This is a genomic window from Vibrio sp. DNB22_10_4 (assembly GCF_052879755.1).
In genome coordinates this window covers 967,257-985,192 of sequence record NZ_JBNNXW010000001.1, presented here as the reverse complement: position 1 = coordinate 985,192, position 17,936 = coordinate 967,257, and the positions used below count along the sequence as shown (strand labels likewise).

Below are 17,936 nucleotides of genomic sequence, written 5' to 3'. Positions count from 1 at the left end.
GAGTCAGATACCAAAAAGCGACGGATTTTCCGTCGCTTTTTTTAATGTTTCGAGATTACTGAGCAACAATCAATGTCAGTTCCACTCGACGATTGCAGGCTTTACCAAACTGGGTAGAGTTGGTACACGCCGGAACGTATTCTCCGTAACCGCGAGTGTAGATCATCTGTTGTGGGACCTTATTGCCAACCAGTGCTCGTTTAACCGATTCCGCTCGCTTATCTGCCAAGGAGTCATTGAGTTTCACTGTACCGGTATTGTCGGTATGACCACCAATGACAACATCCACCCCGTTTTGATTTGACAAAAAGCTAGCGAGCTGACTTAACCACTGAGCAGAGCCGTCTGCAACGTTGGCAGAGCCCGTATTAAAATGGATTTTTTGCTTAAGACGAATCATCACATAATCACCGGGGATCAATTCATAATCCAATCCGTGATTCACCAAATACGTCTCCAACTCATCCCATGACTGAGTTCGATATTGACCATTAGGTCCACCGACTCTCGCACTCGACATGATCGGCGCCTCGGCCCAATCGGCGTGCATCACATCGCTTTCACCACGCGGCGCAGTCTCTAGCATTGCTGGGAACATTTTACTGGTGGTTGCGGACATCGAACTGCACCCTGACAAAATGATCGCAGCAGCGCCCGTTACAGCAACAGCTACGATTTTTTTCAGTTTCAACATCACCCACTCCTCACTTTTGAACTTACTCTTTTATCGACCGAAATAGTCAAAGCTTTACAATAAATCTTTCGTCTTTTCCCCTCTTGTGTGGTTCACTCATTCAACGTTACACTCTTTGGGTTAAATTCATTTAGAAGCATTATTATGTTAAAAACACTTTCTAAGTCATTATCTATATTAGCGCTGGTTGTGGCTGTTGCTGCTTGCAGCGAGTCATCTACTCCAGTTGAAGGCAAACAATACCGCACGCTCGACACCAACTTAGCGACGTATCGTCTTCCACAAGTCACTGAAATCTTCTCTTTGAGCTGTGGCCACTGTCGTAACCTAGAACCAATGTTACCCGCTCTAGAAGAACAGACAGGTGAAAAACTGGGCAAACTGCACGTCATGTTCAATGACAGTGCTAAAATTGCCGCAATGATTTTCTACACTGCGGTAATGCAATCCGAAAACGGTAAAGTGCCAGCTGATATGAAAGATAGCCTTTTTGCTTTGGTTCAAGATCGCGACCTTGATGGAGAAGCAAAAAAAGCGGAACTTGATCGTATTTTCCACTCTCGCGACATGGTAAGCCCATACGAACTCGATAAAACGCAACAAGAGCAGCTATTTCGTTATCTAGAAGTCGCGGAGTCAGTCTCTGTTGAAGCGCAAATTAATGCGGTACCGACATTTATTGTTAACGGCAAGTATGAAGTCATGGTCTCTGGTCATCAGGGAATCGATGAAATCGCTGAAACCATTAATTATCTAAAAACAAAATAAAAGGAAAGCTTGTGTCTAAAATTCTTATCCCTGTTATCGTTCTGCTGCTGGCAGCTTTCATGATTTATCGCACTTGGAACAACAGCAAAGCAGGTGAAGAGAACTTCCAACAAGGTCAGGCATTTTTACTAGAGAATGCCAAGAAAGAAGGTGTGATTAGCACTGAAAGTGGCCTTCAATATGAGATCCTTCATAAAGGTGACAATACTGAAACGCCAACGGCTAAGAGCAAAGTAAAAGTGCACTATCACGGTACGCTAATCGATGGCACTGTTTTTGATAGCTCCGTTGATCGTGGGACACCAATCAGCTTTGGTCTTAACCAAGTGATCAAGGGCTGGCAAGAAGGCTTGCAATACATGTCAGAAGGCGACAAATTCCGCCTGTACATTCCTAGCACGCTAGGTTACGGAAAAAGCGGTAGCGGCCCAATTCCACCTGCAGCAGTGTTGATTTTTGATGTTGAGTTAATCGAGATTCAATAAATCCTCACTCTAATAAAAGATTGAGAAACACCCTAACAAAACGCCCTATCATCATTGATAGGGCGTTTTTTCATTACACAGGATAGAATTCAAAGCTGGTTTCAGTCACTAAATAGCAGTCCATGCCTGCCGCGCGGGCAGCTTGCAGTCCCAGTTTCGTGTCTTCAAAAACGACACAGCGCGAAGCTTGCTTACCCATTTTCTCCGCTGCCATTAAGAAAGTATCTGGATTCGGTTTATGGCTGTTCACCTCGGTTGCAGACACGACACAGTCAAACGCCTCCAACACACCAGCTTCAGTGAGCAACTTTATTGCAGAGTCACGTTGGCTACCGGTACCAATCGCCATCGGCTTCTGACCTCTGTATTGTTTGAATACTTCATAAGTATGTGTGATTGGGGCACCATGAAATGGCAACGTAGCAAACATCTCCATTTTGAAAGCCGACACGGTTTGCTGATCCAAACTCAGGCCGTAGCGCTGGTTTACCTCACCTGCAATCTTATAGCTCGGCATGCCTCCAAGTGAATGCAGCCAAGTCCGATCAAATGGAAACGCAAAGTATTCTGCAGTTAACTCCCATGCTTTTACGTGGTTCGGCATGGTATCCAAAAGCGTACCATCCATATCAAAAATAATTGCATCGTATTTTTCTAGCTGTAACAAGACGTTAACCTCTAATGTTCATTTTTGTGCTCTAAAGCCTACACCGTTCGCTAAAGAACGGCATACTATTACCGATATAAATATCAACAAAGAGTTTCATCAGGGCGATTTATATGCACTCGATTCCATTTCTTTTTCTTGCTATTGCAAATGAAGACTAAAAATCAATAACTTGCTATATTGCGCACCCGAAACGGTTCCAAGTTCAAATAATAACAAAACTTTACGTCTACTGATCCCCCTTCAGTCAAGGCGTTTCAATACGGATAGATAATTAGTTAAGGCTCACTATGAAGATTAAGCATCAACTTCTACTCCTAGGATCGCTGTCACTGTTGGCGATACTTGCGGTACTGGGAACCAGTACCTACTTCGCCCGCACTACCGATAACCTTTCCAATGCTGTTACGCAACTTGGGCAACTAGAAGTCACGCTTCTCAACCTTCGCCGTAATGAAAAAGACTTCTTACTCCGAAAAGATGAAAAGTACTTAGATAAGTTCAACACTAATGCTGGTTTGTTCAATGAGCAAAAAAGCGCGTTAGAACAAACTCTCGAAGCATCCAATGTTCCACTACCGAATCAACTCGATCGAGAGTTGGCTGATTATCGTAGCGCATTTACTAACTTGGTCGCGGCCTATAAAACATTAGGCTTGACGCCTAATGACGGCATTATGGGGCAGTTCAAGCAAGAGTTAGATAGACACCAGCGTAATAATCTAACTCTATCGCTTATCGAACTAGAAGATGCCGTGCTTACAGGTTCTGCTCTCTCTTTGAACAAAAGTGGCATCGCGCCGCTAGATCGACTAGGCCAAGAGACGTTAACACAACGCTCCATCATTGGTTTTAAATACGACCAAGGCTTGCTAGGTGAAACCCGCAGCCGCTCTCACAGTATTGAATCAGATTTCAAAGCCTTTAATCAAACCGTTCACAACGCGCTGGATCAAGCGATTGCCACACTAACAACAATCAAATGGGTTATTTCTGGTGGGCTTATCTTTGCGATCGTCGCATTAATTGGCATTATCCTTCGCTCCATCAGCCGTGACGTTGATACGTTGCAGACCAATATTTCCACTATTGCTCGCACAAACGACCTTACAACGCATGTGCCGTCGGAAGGTAAAAACGAAATCGCTTCGATTGGTCGCGCGGTCAATAGCCTACTCGACAGCTTTAGAGCGCTGGTCGCCGATACACAGCAGCAATCTAGTCAGCTAAAACACAGTAGCAGCAACATGAGCTCCGAGCTGCAACTTGTGGTAGAACAGTTCCACAGCCAAAGCGATCACACCAATTCAATGGCGGCTTCCGTTCAGCAAATGGTGACCACTATCGATGAGATCTCTCAAACGACGCACAAAGCTGCGGATGTCGTTAACCAAGCAGCAGACAATTCTCAGCAAAGCCGTACTTTTGTTGATGACACCGTAAGTAATATTCAATCCTTGTCTGCTGTGCTAGCTGAAAGTAATGATGAAATACGTTCATTGAGTGACCATGTAGGCAAAATTGGAGGTGCCGTACATATCATTCAAGATATTGCTGAGCAAACCAACCTCTTGGCGCTCAATGCAGCCATCGAAGCGGCGCGCGCGGGTGAGCAAGGCCGAGGTTTTGCCGTAGTTGCTGATGAAGTTCGCGCGCTAGCAAGCCGAACTCACCAATCCACAGAAGAAATCACCAATTTGGTCACCGCTATTCAATCTCAGATGACCACGGTCGTTGATGATATTGAGCAGTGCAACACACAAGGCGCGGCAACGCTATCCGCCTCAGCCAAGTTAGATACAGCACTGCAACAAATCTCTACTGATATGTCTGAGATCCAAGCAAACTCAGAGCAAATCGCTGCCGCCATTGAAGAACAAGGCATAGTCATGAACCAAGTTGGCGAGTCGATTACCGAACTGAATGAGATCTCCACTGACAATATGAGCAATGCCAATGCTTGTATTGAAGAGGTTCAAAAGGTCTCGGGGCAAACTCAACATATGGATGATGTTGTATCGGGCTACAAAATCTAGTCCTAGCTCAAACACAGATTAACCTTACCAAGCCTTTGCCCCGCGCAAAGGCTTTTTCTTATTATCAACCAAAACTAAAAACTGTTTACTAGCCTAGCTTCTTGGCGAGTTGCATTCTAACGCCTAATCTATAGCTGTTCATTCATCAGGAGACGACACCCATGCAAAAAACACTTTTATTAACTGGCGCGACCGATGGTATTGGCTTAGAGACAGCAAAAAAACTCGCTCTACAGGGTCACCACATCCTAATGCATGGGCGCAATGAAGCGAAACTCAATGCCGCAGTAGAAGAAGTAGCGGCGTTAAATCGCAATGCCAAGATTGAAAGCTATGTCGCCGATCTGTCTATTCTGAGCGAAGTCAGCCAGCTGGCTACGCAAGTTTCAGAGATGCACGGCAAGCTTGACGTAATTATAAATAACGCCGGCGTGTTTGCTACGCCGAACACACTGACAAAAGACGGCCTAGATGTACGTTTTGCAGTGAATACCATTGCCCCATACATTCTGACTCGTCAGTTACTGCCGCTATTGAATAGCGATGGCCGTGTGGTGAACTTATCATCAGCCGCACAAGCACCTGTTGATGTTCAAGCTATGGTTGGTCGTCCGGTACTTTCTGACAATTGCGCATACGCGCAGTCAAAACTGGCTATCACCATGTGGACACAAGCCATGGCGGCTGAGTATCCAAGCGGACCTGTGTTTGTTGCCGTCAATCCGGCATCCTTCTTGGGCAGCAAAATGGTTAAAGAGGCGTACGGCGTAGCTGGTAACGATCTGAATATTGGTGCAGACATTCTCGTCAGAGCCGCTTTGTCTGATGAGTTTGAAAATGCCAGCGGTCTTTATTTTGATAACGACATCGGCAAGTTTGCGAAACCGCACAACGACGCGCAGAACACCGAAAAGGTTGCAGCAGTCATGTCTGCTCTTGATCAGTACCTATGAGCATTCGCTCAAAGAGGATCTGTGTCATAAATCCCAATATGGCGGCGTACCAAAATAGTCGCTAAAGAAATCAATAAAAGCTCGGACTTTTGGGGCTACGAGTCTTGAACTTGGGTACAACACCCAGATAGCGGTATCCGATTGGTAAGGGGTTTGCTGTAAAATTTCCACCAGCTCCCCATTTTTTATTTGTTGATACACACTCCATGTACTGCTCATCGTAATTCCATGACCTGCCATACAAAGCTCACGTATCGCATCACCATTATCTGAACGAATTTTGACCGCAATCTTAATGCTGACATCACCATTCGCAGTTTTGAAATCCCAATGATCGATACCGGTAATTCTGATGCACAGATGATCTTTTAAAGCCTGTGGCGAATCGGGCGTTCCATATTTAGCCAGGTAATCGGGTGAAGCACAGATGATACGATGATCTGGCGCTAATTTTTTGGCAATCAAACTGGAGTCTTTTAGTTCAGCGTTACGAATGGCTACATCAAAACCGCCATCCACTAAATCAACAATCGAATCAGAAAAGCGCAGGTCGACTGAAAGCTCTGGATTTTGCTCCATAAATGCATTCATAGCTGGCAGTAAATGCATACGGCCAAAAGACGAAGGCGCTGTCACTCGCAACGTGCCGGAAGCCAATGCGCCCTGCCCGCCAATAGAAGCTTTGGCGAGTTCAACACTATCAACCACATTTTCTGCATGAGGCAAAAACGCCTCCCCCTCCTGCGTTAGAGATACTTTTCGAGTGGTGCGATGGACAAGACGGGCGACAAGCCAAGTTCTTGCCCTGCTTGGCTGATGTTATGGGTACTTGCTAGACGAATAAATAAACGTAGATAATCGATGTTCATAGCCAATAATCCACAAAGTTATTTTTTCACCATGACCAAATCATGATCCATCAGTTCTTTAACAAACGGTGAAGGTGACGATTGATAAGTAATCCACACTCGACTTTTCGCACGGGTCATCGCCACATAAAATAGGCGTCGCTCTTCTGCATGAGGATAGTCATCTGAGCCTTTCGTTAGTGCATCACTTAAGTGAATAAACTTACGCTTAGCCGGGAACTGCCCTTCATCGGCATTGACGATTATAACAAAATCGGCCTCTTTACCCTTACTCGAGTGACAGGTCATAAACTCTAATGACAGATTAGTAAATAGCTTCTGCCAATCATGAAACAGCTCTGGTTTGTGATAATGATTACGGCCAAGCAGTAGCACCGATTTGGCACTCTTTGCCTTGCTGTTGATATCATCGAGAATTTTTTCTACTCGATTACCATGTTCAATCACAACCGCTTTTTGCTTCACAGCTTTGTGGCTTTTTATCTCTTTACTGATTTGCGCAGGGTTGGCCTGAATAAAATCAGACGCCACTTCACTGAGTTTGTCACTGAAGCGATAAGTGGTATCCAGTAAATGCACCGATGAATGAGGGAAACGGTCGCTAAACTCGGTGGTCAAATCTACATCGGAGCCAGTAAACTGATAGATTGACTGCCAATCATCCCCAACAGCAAACAGCGACGCTTTATTGTCAGGCTGTTCACATAAAGACTGCACTAAGGCTAGGCGATCGGGTGAGATATCCTGATACTCATCAACCATGATGAACTTCCACGGTGAAGTAAACTTCTTCGAACTCACTCGCTTAGTTGCGTTGGTAATCATCGAGGTAAAGTCAATCTGGTCATTGTCTTTAAGCATCTTTTGCCAAGCTTGATAGCAAGGCCAGCACAATGCTAGCTCACTATTCAAACGTGTGTATTCGGCATCATCGATAAGCCGTTCTTGAATCGCTTTTTTGCTCAGCCCTGTTGCGATCAACTGGTCGAGTTGCTGCTCAAGCCAAGCAATCAACTTAGGGTTTTCGCTCTGACTGCCAAGTTCTTCATCGCCTTTTAGGTAAGCAATAGGCCATTTGGATAAGTGCTTTTGCCAACGCTTGAAGTTGGTGGGCGTCATCCAGTGTTTTTTCAGCCAATCAATACACCACCCATTTTTCTGTGCTGACTCTGTGGCGAGCGGGGTAAGTTTCGGCGGTTGAATTTCTGTCTCTTTGAGGATTTGCAGGCCAAGCTGATGAAAAGTCAGTACCGCAATGTCATCAGCGGTTTTACCAAGCTTTCTCTCTAATCGCTCACGCATTTCATTGGCGGCATCACGACCAAAAGCGACAAGGAGTATCTGCTCTGGATGTGCTAAATGACTTTGCAACAAGTACGAAACCCTTGCCATTAACACACTGGTTTTGCCTGAACCTGCTCCAGCTAGAATCAAATTCTGATCATTGTTATGCAAAACGGCCATTTGCTGCGAATAGTTCATTGGCGACGATTCTGATTGCGTAAACAGCACCTGCCAGTTTTCGCGCTCATCAACCAACCAGTTGGTGTTGCGTTCTTCCAGTGCGTGTTGAGTCTCATCTAGCCATGGCAGCAACTTTTGGATTCGATTCGGCATAGTACGCATTGCCTCGGAGATAGACATGTTCATCTCCAGAAACTGACTGTTTACCTCATCTACCCACCCTGTCATCAATGAATGCGGCAGGAACTGAGGTAATGTACGCAGTCTTGTCAACTCCTGCTCCCACTTTGGCAAGTAGGTTTTAAGCATGGCACTTTGTTCTCGATGCCAGTTTTGGTACACCGATACAGCATTCTTGGCAAATCGTTGCGCTTCTTGCCATGGCAAACCTTGTACGACCCAGCATACCTGCTTATCGTCACTCTCATGAGCATGAACCGTAATCGAAGACCAAATTAAGCCCCGCTTAACGCTAAGCTTGCCGCTCCATTCACAGAAAGGTATTCGTACCTCCGCTCGAACAGAATGCAGTACTAAGCAGTGCGGTTGCAATTCAATGGTTCGGAACTCATGTTGAGTAAAGATTTCAGCGGTCGGAGTGGCGGTTAGCAGCATGATAAATCGAGATAACGTGGTATTCATTGTGAGTTATAGTAGTCAGTCTACTGTATCAACTCGCTAAATCCATCCAAGTTTATGTAATAAGTGTGAAAAAGAATCCAAATAAAAACGCTCCCAGTCGTTGGGAGCGCTTTTTAGCATCAATTTACTTGTTGGTCGGTGTCTGTAGCTTCTCCATCACATCATCCAAGTTAAAGCTCGCTGCTTTTTGCCTTGGCGGAAATTCTTTGAAGGTCTCTAGGAACTTACCTACATATACTTGCGCCGGTACCAGTAGATAAACCCTATCGATCATCCAGTCATAGTAAGTGTTGGACGTCACGTCAGCGACTTCATAAGGGTCCATTCTCAGGTTGAAGATTTTCGGTACACGAAGCGTAACAAACGGTTCTGCCCAAATACGCAGTGTTCCTTCTACGCGTTGCTCCATAAACACCACTTTCCAATTGTTATAACGCAGTGCGGTGAGATCGCCATCATCAGAGAAGTAGAAAATTTCCGCACGTGGAGACTCTTCAGTTTCCCCTGTTAAATACGGTAAGAAGTTATAACCATCTAAGTGAACTTTGAAGCTCTTGTTACCGGCTTGGTGCCCTTTAAGTAGCTTCTCTTTCACATCTGGCTCACCCGCTGCTGCTAGGAAGGTTGGTAACCAATCCATGTGGTGCATGATGTTGTTAGACACACTACCCGCTTCGATTTTGCCTGGCCACTTAACCATTGCAGGCACTCGGTAAGCACCCTCCCAGTTGGTGTTTTTCTCGCCACGGAAAGGAGTGAGACCCGCATCTGGCCAGGTGTTCATGTGAGGGCCATTATCTGTGGAATAAAACACAATGGTATTGTCTTCAATACCTAGCTCGTCAACTTTCTTAAGCAGCTCTCCAACATGGTTATCGTGTTCAATCATGCCATCTGCATAATAACTGATACCTGATTTGCCTAGGTTGCCATCTTTAACATGGGTACGGAAGTGCATGCGCGTTGCGTTCCACCAAACAAAGAACGGTTTTTTCGCCGCGACAGCACGATCCATAAAATCGAGCGCAGCTGACAAGGTTTCTTCATCCACCGTTTCCATACGTTTACGAGTTAAAGGTCCTGTGTCCTCAATTTTACCGTCAGCAAATGATTTGATGACGCCGCGAGGACCAAACTGTTTACGAAATTCTGGATCTTTCGGATAATCGATGTTTTCTGGCTCTTCTTCAGCGTTCAAGTGATAAAGGTTACCAAAGAACTCATCAAAGCCATGGGCGGTGGGTAGAAACTCATCTTTATCACCCAAATGGTTTTTACCAAACTGCCCGGTCATATAACCGTGAGGCTTAAGTAGCTCTGCAATCGTGGCATCTTCCGCTTGCAAACCTAAATCTGCACCAGGAAGACCCACTTTACTTAAGCCTGTTCGAAGTACGCTTTGACCTGTTATAAATGTCGAACGCCCAGCCGTACACGACTGCTCGCCATAATAATCGGTGAACATCATTCCACCTTTAGCAATGGAATCGATGTTAGGCGTCTTGTAACCCATTAAACCAAACGTGTATGCACTGACGTTGGATTGACCAATGTCATCGCCCCAGATTACGAGGATATTGGGTTTATCCTCGGCATACGCACTTGCTGAAACACCAATTAACGCGGTAGCCAATACAGCTAAGCTCCGCTTAAACCTTGTTGTCGTTGTCATGTAAACCTCTACGTTAGTTGGTTGCATCCCGCCCATTAACATATAGTCGCTAACATGCATAACTACCACTAACACAACGGTTTTTCTTGAAAATGTCATCAGGTTATAAAGCTGAATTATTCGACAATAATCACATACCATTCGGTAAGCTTTTTTGTTTCCATATATAGCTAAAACTATTAGATATCAGTTAGATAAGGATGGTTATAACTTTTCTTTATAGTCTCTATAAGACGACTTCCGCCTGCGACTCGCCTAAAGTGCCAAACATCCGGATACCTTTGGGTGTCTCGTTCAAATCCAATAAGTTAAAAAACGATGGAGTCTAGAATGGCGAACCACTTAAGTAAGATCGCAATGGGCGTAGGCCTTGTTGCTACATCTTCCGCAGCTATCGCAGCAGACCAACCAAATATCCTAGCGATTTTTGGCGATGATGTTGGTTACTGGAACATTAGTGCCTACAACCAGGGCATGATGGGTTATGAAACCCCAAACATCGACCGTATTGCTAATGAAGGTGCCTTGTTTACCGATCACTATGGTCAGCAATCATGTACTGCTGGTCGTGCAGCATTTATTACGGGTCAAGAGCCTTTCCGTACAGGTCTTCTTACCATCGGTATGCCAGGTTCGACGCACGGTATTCCAGACTGGGCTCCTACTATTGCAGACTTGTTGAAAGATCAAGGCTACATGACGGCTCAGTTTGGTAAAAACCACCTGGGTGACCAAGATCAACACCTACCTACAAAACACGGTTTCGACGAGTTCTTTGGTAACCTTTACCACCTAAACGCTGAAGAAGAGCCAGAGACTTACTACTACCCGAAAGACCCAGAATTCCGTAAGAACTACGGTCCACGTGGTGTAATCAAGTCATACGCAGATGGCAAGATTGAAGATACCGGACCTATGACTCGTAAACGTATGGAGCACGCGGACGAGGAGTTCCTAGAAACATCGTTGGCATTCATGGAAAAAGCAGTAAAAGCCGACAAACCTTTCTTTATCTGGCACAACACAACACGTATGCACGTTTGGACGCGCCTACAAGAGAAATATCAAGGTAAGTCTGGAGTATCTATCTACGCTGACGGTATGTTAGAGCACGATGACCATGTTGGTATCTTGCTAGACAAACTCGATGAGTTAAAGATCGCTGACAATACCATTGTTATCTACTCGACGGACAATGGTGCAGAAACTGTGACATGGCCTGATGGTGGTGCAACACCTTTCCACGGTGAGAAAGGGACAACATGGGAAGGCGGTATGCGTGTTCCTCAACTTGTTCGCTGGCCTGGGGTCATTGAACCTGGAACGAAGATCAACGAAATGATGGCTCATCAAGACTGGCTACCAACACTTCTTGATGCTGCAGGCGTTCCTGACGTGAAAGAGCAACTTGCCAAAGGCTACAAAGCAAATGGCAAAGACTGGCGTGTTCACATCGACGGTTACAACTTTAAACCATTCTTTGAAGGTAAAACGGACGAGGCACCACGTGATTCGTTGCTTTACTTCACCGCAAATGGTGAGCTAAACGCTGTTCGTTGGAATGATTGGAAGCTAAACTTTGCTGTTCTTGAGGGTGATATCTCGAACGCTATCCGTTTCTCGCCAAACTGGCCACAAATTATTCACCTGCGTGCAGACCCATTTGAAAAAGCACCACACGAGTCGGGCATGTACCTTCGCTGGATGGCTGACAACATGTGGCTATTCGTACCGATTCAAGACGTGCTAGGTGACTTCTTCAAAACATTGCCAGACTACCCAATGCAGCAAGGTCAGATGATGAACCCAGCAGCAATTGATTACCAGTCACTGGGCCTAAAAGGCAAAATGCAACAGCTTGATCAACTTCAGAAACAAGTAGAGCAAATGAAATAACGCTTCGTTTGGAACAAGCAAGCTAAACCAAGCGCTATAAAAAAGGCCAGCCACTTCGAAAGTGACTGGCCTTTACTGGCCTTTTCTCTTAGGTGTCAATTAAACGTAAAACGCTTCAACTGTACCTTTAAGTTTGATCAGCATAGGTTGACCCCAACGGTCTTTTGCTTTTGGAGAAGGGATTTTAACCCATCCTTCGCTGATGCAGTATTCTTCAACGTCTGTGCGCTCTTTACCGTTTAGGCGAATGCCAATTTGGTGTTCAAAACACTCAGCCACGTGATGTGGGCTACGAGGGTTGCCTGATAGATGATCTGGTAATTCTGGCTTTGCGTTGTCGCTCATGGTGATAACCTGAATGAGTTAGTGAAAAGTGGCTCATTGTAGTCAATACGTCCCACCTGCTCAACTAGTCTCTGACGATGTCACGCTATTTTCACGTACAATCTCTACAACACTGATCGTTTGCCCATCAATTGGACAATTAACAACCCAGTAAAACAAGTTATTCCACGTAATCCTCGATGATCTTAGTACCGCACACCTCGCAGACGCGGTGACAGGAATAGGCGTGGGTGGACGTCATCAATCCACCAAACACCCAGCCTTTTAATAGGTTAGCCAAAAATGCACTATTGTCTTGTGAATGTTCACCTTCCGCTAAAGCCGGTTTTTCAACCAGTACCACAATGTGTTTCGTTTCAGCGCAACAAACACTGCATACACAGTTTTCAATCCTTTGCATGAAGGCACTCCTGATAATCAAACCATTGATTTGGGGTCGATTGTAATTCAAGAAAACCACAAACTATGTTAACCAGGTAGCATATTCAAGAACAGTTTTTGGCTAATTTTCAAACACCAGTACATCAAACTATTTCAAGCGCTATTGAAAAAGTCCAAGACACTAAACATCACTGTCTTTCACGGGTTGCTCTTGGTTTGCCATGCGTTTATTGGCAACTCGGCGATCAAAATCTGAAATACGCGCTAAGAACTGGCTCTTTTCCTCCTTTGAAATAGATGTCGCCAAAGGAAGGTCTGCCGTCAGTGGGTTTACGGCACGATTTCGCACCAGCACTTCAAAATGGAGGTGTGGACCTGTCAATCGACCTGTTGCACCCGCAAGCGCAATCTTCTGGCCGCGTTTCACTTGTTGTCCTTGTCTCACCAAAAATTTAGACAAATGTAAGTAACGTGTGGTGTAAACATTGTTGTGTTCAATGACCACATACTTGCCAGCGTAAGGATGGTTGCGGATGGCTGTTACCTTACCATCACCAGTTGAATAGACCGGTGCACCCACAGGTGTCGCGAAGTCGGTGCCGTTGTGGGGAGATATTCTTCCTGTTACCGGATGCTTACGCTTAGGGTTAAAGTGGGAGGTTACTCGGCGATAGGCCTTGCCTATAGGGTAGCGGTCAAAAGCTTGTTCTAAGCTATTGCCATCACGGTCATAGAAGCGACCATCATCAGCTAAGAACGCTGCAACCTCTCGATTACCCAATGCAATGGAAATACCTTGAACTTCAGCGTTACCCGTTGGGTGATTACCCAAGTATTGGTGATTAACCAAAATCTCGAAACGATCACCCGCACGTAATTCTCTGGCGAAGTTAACTTTGTCCCTCAACACTTGAGTAATATTTGCAATCTGCCTTGTCGAAAGACCAGCTCGATGCGCAGAAGTAGAAAAGCTGCCGTGAACCTCTCCGGAATACAAGGTTTCTTTCCAGTCACCCTGCTCCTCTTCAAAGCGATACTCAAACGACCCATCTGATTCTTTACTATAGATAGCGCGTTCTACCAAGCTCTGATGGAAGATCATCGACTGTAACTGTTTTGATTGTGAATCGATAATAAGCTCGAGATGATCGCCTGGTTTGATAGTGTCGAGTTTTAATACATTCAGGTCAGCTTCTAGAACATGCTGAAGAGTTGAGTAACCAAGGTTCCATGATGAGAAAACGGAACTTAAGGTATCCCCTACTTTGACAAAGTAGTGAACTCGAGTTGAATGGTCTTTTGGCTGGTCTAGATTCGAAAAAGAATCCAAAACTGTCTCTCCTAGATAAGGAGTCACCTTTATTTCAACAGACTCTGGTGTCGGTTCAGGCAGAAAGCTAATTAAAGAAGCAATAGAGAGAGCGATGACAGCAGTAGTCATCAAGATAGGACGAAGAAGCTTCATAATGGTGATACGAAAAACAAACAATTGTTATGTTATAACATCTTTCATCAAGTAAAGAAAACATAACTATTGCCCAACTTTATATCAAACGGTGAACAGAAGACTACGCCATCATACTATAAAACCTAATCACAAAAGAAAAACGCCACAAAATCTTTCAATTTTATGGCGTTTCTTGGTTCAAAGTATCAGGACGGTCTATGGCACACCATGACCTTTAGATGCTACCCAAACTCGATACCACTGCTCACGAGTTAGCTCAATGTCTAACGCCGAAATAGCGGCTTTTACACGCTCAATCTTACCAGAGCCAATGATAGGAAGCGGGTTAGATGGCAGACGTTTCACCCAAGCGTAAATCACTTGGTCGATGCTTGTCGCGCCGACTTCTGCTCGAATCGCTTCAAGTTCACTGCGAACACGCTGGGCTTGTTCAGATTGACCATTAAAGATCTCACCACCAGCAAGAGTAGACCAAGCCATTGGCTTCACTCTTAGTTGCTGTAGCTGATCTAAAGTACCATCGTGAGCAACTTCAAAGTTAATTGGGTTGATTTCAACTTGGTTAGTGACCAGAGACTTGCTTAAGCGCGATTGCAGTAACTCATACTGACGCGGCGTGAAGTTAGATACACCAAAGTGTTTCACTTTACCGATTTTATACAACTCGTTAAATGCATCGGCGACTTCGTCAGCATCCATTAAAACGTCTGGACGGTGAATCAGCAGAACATCAAGCTCATTCACACCCAGTCTCTGTAGAGAGTTATCTACCGATTCGTAAATGTGCTTTGCACTGGTGTCATAATGGTTGATCTTGCGATCTGAGAATTTGTCACTACATAGCTTAATATCGCACTTTGAAACGATCTGGATTTCCTCACGGACTGATGGATCCAGTGCCAGCGCTTCACCAAATAGTGTCTCACACTCATAGTTGCCATAAATATCGGCGTGATCAACGGTCGTCACACCCAGTTCGATATGCTGTTTAAGGAAGGTCAAACGTTCTTGCGGTGTCATTCCCCAATCAGCCAAACGCCAATACCCCTGAACCAGCTCGGAAAATTCCGGCCCATTTGGCGCCATCGTTACTTTAGAAACCATGGGTTATCTCCTTATTTAAATCTGCCCACATCCTAAGCTTGTTTACCAAGGCTCACAACGGGTAAAATTCGAAAAAACGAACTGGAGTACGAAGTTGTGAGCTTTGCTGAAAGACTTAAAGAATTGATTGGACAAGAAAGCGTCAGTGGCTTCGCTCGCCGCGTTGAACTCTCTGAAGCACTTATACGCAAATATCTTAAAGGCAGTGAACCAAGCTTAGCAAAAGCTAATCAAATCGCGATGAAAGCCAACTGCTCACTTGAGTGGCTAGCCAGTGGCTGCGGCTATTTATATCGTCAAGCAGAAGTGGTTGATATGCCCGCCTACCAACTCGCCCACGAAACCGTACTAGGTAATAAGCTCGCTGAAAGTGACACCCTCACCCATCGCAAACTCATCATCGCCTATCAATACTTACGTGCTACCAAGAAAAGTGATGGGCATTTAGATGCTCATGGCATGAAAAGATTGCTTGCTAACATCAGTAACTAATAAATTACTCACTAAAAACTGCAGAGTATTTACACCAGCCCAACCTTACGCAACATTATCGCAACATCCATCAGAAACGCACAGACTAACCCCCTGCAATGTATTGAGATATCAAATAGATTGTCATTCACTAATTTGATAAATGTGACCAAGGTTAAACACACGTTTGAATAAAATATCTTACACTAATATCAACAAACAGATTTATTAAGAGCGACGGAATATTCCCCCAACGCGAATACAACCAACTCTCAAATAATGTCCCCCAATAGTGGTATTCAAAAATTTAAATATTTTTGAAGGGGGTTCTTATATCCAAAAAACGGAATAAATATAAAAAAGGAATACATATGAAAAGTCTATTCAAACTTTCTACTTTGGCAGTGAGTGTGTTTGCTGCATCGCAAGTTGCTGCAATTGAGTTGTATAACGCAGAGGGTACCGTTGTAAACATGACGGGTGCTATTGCGGCTCAGGTAAGCAAATACAATTACGACGAATCGACAATTATTGGAAACCCAGCTGGGCTTGATTACAACAGTGACGCTACGCATATCGAAGATCCAGGTTCATATTTTGGATTTGATGTAACTCATACCTTCGGTCCTTGGTCTGCAGTAGCAAGATTAGAATGGGATGTAAACTTCGGGACAAAAACCGATATAAATGCTGACTTTACTGAGCAAGAAGCACTGAGTGACCGTATTACATACGCTGGATTCGGACATGAAAGTTTCGGTACTGTGACCATAGGTCGTCAAGAAAGCCCTTATATGAAAACCGATAAGGGCTACTACGCTTACTGGGCAGGTGGTCTAAACATGATGCAATCTGACGAACTGGGTAGCCGACGTTCACCAAACACTGTTGTTTGGCAAAACGACTTCGATAATCTATACGTGGGTTTACAATACCAAGCAAAACGCTCTGTAGACAACATTAAGTTTGGTAATGGACTTAACTTTGGTTCTTTCTTAGTGGGCGGAACTCTCTCACTTGATGACCAGGGCAATCCAGTACTAAATTACGGCCCTGCAATTCAAATCGACAACGGATTTGGTGGCGCTCTAGCATATACAATTGAGAGTACTGGTACCTATTTGTCTGCCGCATACAACCAAGCTGATGGTATCAATGGTAGTATGTATGACTACCTGTCGGAGGGCAGCGCAACCTCTGGAAACCTCACGGCTACAGACGCAGAAGTTAAACAATATGCAATCGCTTTGGAACAACATCTACTTGAAGGTGGGCTATCTATTTCTGCCCGATTTGAGCAATTTGAAGCAAAAGACGGAAATGGAGCCTTTGATAGTAGCACGTATAACTTCGGCCTAGGCGCGAATATGTATGTTTCAGAGACCATACGCATTTATGGTGGTTATGAAATTGCTAAAGAGACCGATAACTTGACGGACTCGACTTCATCCGAAGTAACAATGTTTAACCTTGGCGCTGCTTGGGCTCCAGTTCCATGGGGTGAAGTATATCTAGAAAGCTATACAGACGATCTAAAACTAAACAACGCTTTCAACTATGAGACTGAAACAACAGGTGCAGAATCCAAAGGCACTCACTTCTTCCTAGGTGCTGCAGTATTCTTCTAATGCCATCTTGAGTTAGACACTAACTAGTAAGTTTCCTTTAAAGCCCTTTGTACATTTCTGTGCAAAGGGCCTTTATTTATCCCTAATCACTTCTCTTAGCGACTCGATCAACAAAGAAGCTTTCAGCTCAACAAACGAGCACAATTTATCCCTCAAAAACCAATTATACAAATATCTAATAGTTGACACCCCAAACCATTCATAATCACAGTAAATAAAAATTAATAAAAATATAAATTGTGATTTAAACCCGACATTCATAGTCATTTTACTCATAGAATCCAATGAAAATTAATCAGACAAGGAATCAACTAAGTACCAATTAAGATTTTATTCAGTTGATGAGACCTATTCATTAGCAACGTTATACCAATACATATACCCATTAACCTA

15 protein-coding genes and 1 pseudogene are annotated in these 17,936 nt (G+C 44.4%); 7 read left to right on the top strand and 9 right to left on the bottom strand.

The window, feature by feature from the left end; all coding sequences use genetic code 11:
• Positions 1-55 precede the first annotated feature (55 nt).
• Positions 56-694: an OmpA family protein gene (locus tag ACVA6Q_RS04225; RefSeq protein ID WP_446646639.1), complete on the bottom strand. Its 639-nt coding sequence runs from the start codon at positions 692-694 to the stop codon at positions 56-58.
• A gap of 144 nt (positions 695-838) precedes the next feature.
• On the opposite strand from ACVA6Q_RS04225, the gene ACVA6Q_RS04220 reads away from it, so the two are divergent.
• Both ACVA6Q_RS04220 and ACVA6Q_RS04215 read left to right on the top strand, forming a co-directional pair.
• Entirely contained in the window at positions 839-1,462 is a 624-nt protein-coding gene (locus tag ACVA6Q_RS04220; RefSeq protein ID WP_353499409.1) for a thiol:disulfide interchange protein DsbA/DsbL, read from the top strand.
• An 11-nt stretch (positions 1,463-1,473) separates the two neighbouring features.
• A complete protein-coding gene (locus ACVA6Q_RS04215) occupies positions 1,474-1,947 on the top strand; it encodes an FKBP-type peptidyl-prolyl cis-trans isomerase (protein ID WP_446646638.1) in 474 nt (157 codons plus the stop codon).
• Positions 1,948-2,020: 73 nt separating this feature from the next.
• Here ACVA6Q_RS04215 and ACVA6Q_RS04210 read toward each other — a convergent pair whose 3' ends face one another.
• The gene (locus tag ACVA6Q_RS04210) at positions 2,021-2,614 is read right to left on the bottom strand and encodes a beta-phosphoglucomutase family hydrolase (protein WP_446646637.1); all 594 of its coding nucleotides are present in this window, start codon (positions 2,612-2,614) and stop codon (positions 2,021-2,023) included.
• A 290-nt stretch (positions 2,615-2,904) separates the two neighbouring features.
• Here ACVA6Q_RS04210 and ACVA6Q_RS04205 point away from each other — a divergent pair, with 290 nt between their 5' ends.
• Positions 2,905-4,650: a methyl-accepting chemotaxis protein gene (locus ACVA6Q_RS04205; RefSeq protein WP_446646636.1), complete on the top strand. Its 1,746-nt coding sequence runs from the start codon at positions 2,905-2,907 to the stop codon at positions 4,648-4,650.
• Positions 4,651-4,811: 161 nt separating this feature from the next.
• Entirely contained in the window at positions 4,812-5,603 is a 792-nt protein-coding gene (locus tag ACVA6Q_RS04200) for an SDR family NAD(P)-dependent oxidoreductase (RefSeq protein WP_446646635.1), read from the top strand.
• Positions 5,604-5,627: 24 nt separating this feature from the next.
• Here ACVA6Q_RS04200 and ACVA6Q_RS04195 read toward each other — a convergent pair.
• The 3 genes and pseudogenes from ACVA6Q_RS04195 to ACVA6Q_RS04185 form a co-directional block, all read right to left on the bottom strand.
• Positions 5,628-6,472: pseudogene (locus tag ACVA6Q_RS04195) on the bottom strand (LysR family transcriptional regulator).
• 18 nt (positions 6,473-6,490) lie between these two features.
• On the bottom strand, positions 6,491-8,551 hold the full coding sequence (helD, locus tag ACVA6Q_RS04190) for a DNA helicase IV (protein ID WP_446647179.1): 2,061 nt from the start codon (positions 8,549-8,551) through the stop codon (positions 6,491-6,493).
• A gap of 151 nt (positions 8,552-8,702) precedes the next feature.
• Positions 8,703-10,277 (bottom strand): arylsulfatase, encoded by a 1,575-nt coding sequence (locus tag ACVA6Q_RS04185; RefSeq protein WP_418643006.1) that lies wholly within the window; start codon positions 10,275-10,277, stop codon positions 8,703-8,705.
• Between the two features lie 303 nt (positions 10,278-10,580).
• Here ACVA6Q_RS04185 and ACVA6Q_RS04180 point away from each other — a divergent pair, with 303 nt between their 5' ends.
• A complete protein-coding gene (locus tag ACVA6Q_RS04180; RefSeq protein WP_353499416.1) occupies positions 10,581-12,146 on the top strand; it encodes an arylsulfatase in 1,566 nt (521 codons plus the stop codon).
• 99 nt (positions 12,147-12,245) lie between these two features.
• On the opposite strand, the gene ACVA6Q_RS04175 is transcribed toward ACVA6Q_RS04180, so the two are convergent.
• From ACVA6Q_RS04175 to ACVA6Q_RS04160, 4 genes are all read right to left on the bottom strand, one after another.
• Positions 12,246-12,491: a DUF3297 family protein gene (locus tag ACVA6Q_RS04175; protein ID WP_234496870.1), complete on the bottom strand. Its 246-nt coding sequence runs from the start codon at positions 12,489-12,491 to the stop codon at positions 12,246-12,248.
• Between the two features lie 160 nt (positions 12,492-12,651).
• Complete coding sequence (locus tag ACVA6Q_RS04170; protein WP_353499418.1) at positions 12,652-12,891, bottom strand: hypothetical protein; 240 nt, start codon at positions 12,889-12,891, stop codon at positions 12,652-12,654.
• A 162-nt stretch (positions 12,892-13,053) separates the two neighbouring features.
• Positions 13,054-14,337 carry a peptidoglycan DD-metalloendopeptidase family protein gene (locus ACVA6Q_RS04165; RefSeq protein ID WP_446646634.1) on the bottom strand — a complete coding sequence of 428 codons (1,284 nt, stop codon included), beginning with the start codon at positions 14,335-14,337 and terminating at the stop codon, positions 13,054-13,056.
• Between the two features lie 198 nt (positions 14,338-14,535).
• Positions 14,536-15,444, bottom strand: coding sequence for an aldo/keto reductase (locus ACVA6Q_RS04160; RefSeq protein WP_418642931.1), 909 nt, complete (start codon positions 15,442-15,444; stop codon positions 14,536-14,538).
• A gap of 96 nt (positions 15,445-15,540) precedes the next feature.
• On the opposite strand from ACVA6Q_RS04160, the gene ACVA6Q_RS04155 reads away from it, so the two are divergent.
• Positions 15,541-15,936, top strand: coding sequence for an XRE family transcriptional regulator (locus ACVA6Q_RS04155; RefSeq protein ID WP_446646633.1), 396 nt, complete (start codon positions 15,541-15,543; stop codon positions 15,934-15,936).
• A gap of 350 nt (positions 15,937-16,286) precedes the next feature.
• A complete protein-coding gene (locus ACVA6Q_RS04150; protein WP_446646632.1) occupies positions 16,287-17,543 on the top strand; it encodes a porin in 1,257 nt (418 codons plus the stop codon).
• Positions 17,544-17,936: the final 393 nt, after the last annotated feature.

What these genes read in the sequence shown, in the direction of transcription:
- ACVA6Q_RS04225 (WP_446646639.1), bottom strand. Translation starts at nt 694, where the DNA reads ATGTTGAAACTGAAAAAAATCGTAGCTGTTGCTGTAACGGGCGCTGCT.
- ACVA6Q_RS04220 (WP_353499409.1), top strand. Translation starts at nt 839, where the DNA reads ATGTTAAAAACACTTTCTAAGTCATTATCTATATTAGCGCTGGTTGTG.
- ACVA6Q_RS04205 (WP_446646636.1), top strand. Translation starts at nt 2,905, where the DNA reads ATGAAGATTAAGCATCAACTTCTACTCCTAGGATCGCTGTCACTGTTG.
- ACVA6Q_RS04200 (WP_446646635.1), top strand. Translation starts at nt 4,812, where the DNA reads ATGCAAAAAACACTTTTATTAACTGGCGCGACCGATGGTATTGGCTTA.
- helD (WP_446647179.1), bottom strand. Translation starts at nt 8,551, where the DNA reads ATGCTGCTAACCGCCACTCCGACCGCTGAAATCTTTACTCAACATGAG.
- ACVA6Q_RS04185 (WP_418643006.1), bottom strand. Translation starts at nt 10,277, where the DNA reads ATGCAACCAACTAACGTAGAGGTTTACATGACAACGACAACAAGGTTT.
- ACVA6Q_RS04180 (WP_353499416.1), top strand. Translation starts at nt 10,581, where the DNA reads ATGGCGAACCACTTAAGTAAGATCGCAATGGGCGTAGGCCTTGTTGCT.
- ACVA6Q_RS04175 (WP_234496870.1), bottom strand. Translation starts at nt 12,491, where the DNA reads ATGAGCGACAACGCAAAGCCAGAATTACCAGATCATCTATCAGGCAAC.
- ACVA6Q_RS04170 (WP_353499418.1), bottom strand. Translation starts at nt 12,891, where the DNA reads ATGCAAAGGATTGAAAACTGTGTATGCAGTGTTTGTTGCGCTGAAACG.
- ACVA6Q_RS04165 (WP_446646634.1), bottom strand. Translation starts at nt 14,337, where the DNA reads ATGAAGCTTCTTCGTCCTATCTTGATGACTACTGCTGTCATCGCTCTC.
- ACVA6Q_RS04160 (WP_418642931.1), bottom strand. Translation starts at nt 15,444, where the DNA reads ATGGTTTCTAAAGTAACGATGGCGCCAAATGGGCCGGAATTTTCCGAG.
- ACVA6Q_RS04150 (WP_446646632.1), top strand. Translation starts at nt 16,287, where the DNA reads ATGAAAAGTCTATTCAAACTTTCTACTTTGGCAGTGAGTGTGTTTGCT.